This is a genomic window from Corynebacterium striatum ATCC 6940, from assembly GCF_000159135.1.
GTDB lineage: Bacteria > Actinomycetota > Actinomycetes > Mycobacteriales > Mycobacteriaceae > Corynebacterium > Corynebacterium striatum.
In genome coordinates, this window is record NZ_GG667519.1 from 111,763 (window position 1) to 112,348 (window position 586).

Annotated in this window: 1 protein-coding gene; it reads right to left on the bottom strand. The window is 45.7% G+C overall.

The genetic code is table 11. The features are described from left to right. Positions 1–107: 107 nt before the first annotated feature. Positions 108–443, bottom strand: coding sequence for a hypothetical protein (locus HMPREF0308_RS00465; protein WP_174775570.1), 336 nt, complete (start codon positions 441–443; stop codon positions 108–110). Positions 444–586 lie beyond the last annotated feature (143 nt).

Here is a 586-nt window from a genome sequence, read left to right on the forward strand (position 1 = left end):
AACCCAATTCCGATATAAGAATTCATCGAGCCTATTCCGCCATTTTCAGCGGTATAGATGCTTACGTTCTCCTTGCAACAGAATTTAAAACCGACGAGAAGTACTGCTCAGTACATGGGGATTTCTGGGCCTTGGCCACGGAAGTTTTCGGTCAAAAACCCGAATTCGACTTCCCATATATGAAACTCACTCGGTAAGAATGAAGGCTCCTTTTTCTGCCGAGAAACGACATCAGTCTGAGCTGCTTCACGCGTGGTAAATGCAGCCAATATATCTGGGCTTATTTCCTGGTAGCGCACGGAGGAATGTTGCGCATACCCTTCTCTAAAAACGAGATAGACAAGTTTCGGGAAACGAGACTTGTCTAGTTTCCCTTCCCAGCCTTGAAGGGGAACTTCTTCAGTCCAACAGGTTATTCTTGGAGAATCAACATGCTCGCCCATGGCACTCTCCTGCTCTCTGGTTAAAGCTATTCCGACAAATTCTTCGTCATACGTAGCTTCCGTACGCGCAAAGAGCACAAGAATTTTAGCCTGGTTGCTGCTATTTGAAGTGCTACCTATTAAACCTTGCATGCGTCTCTAAA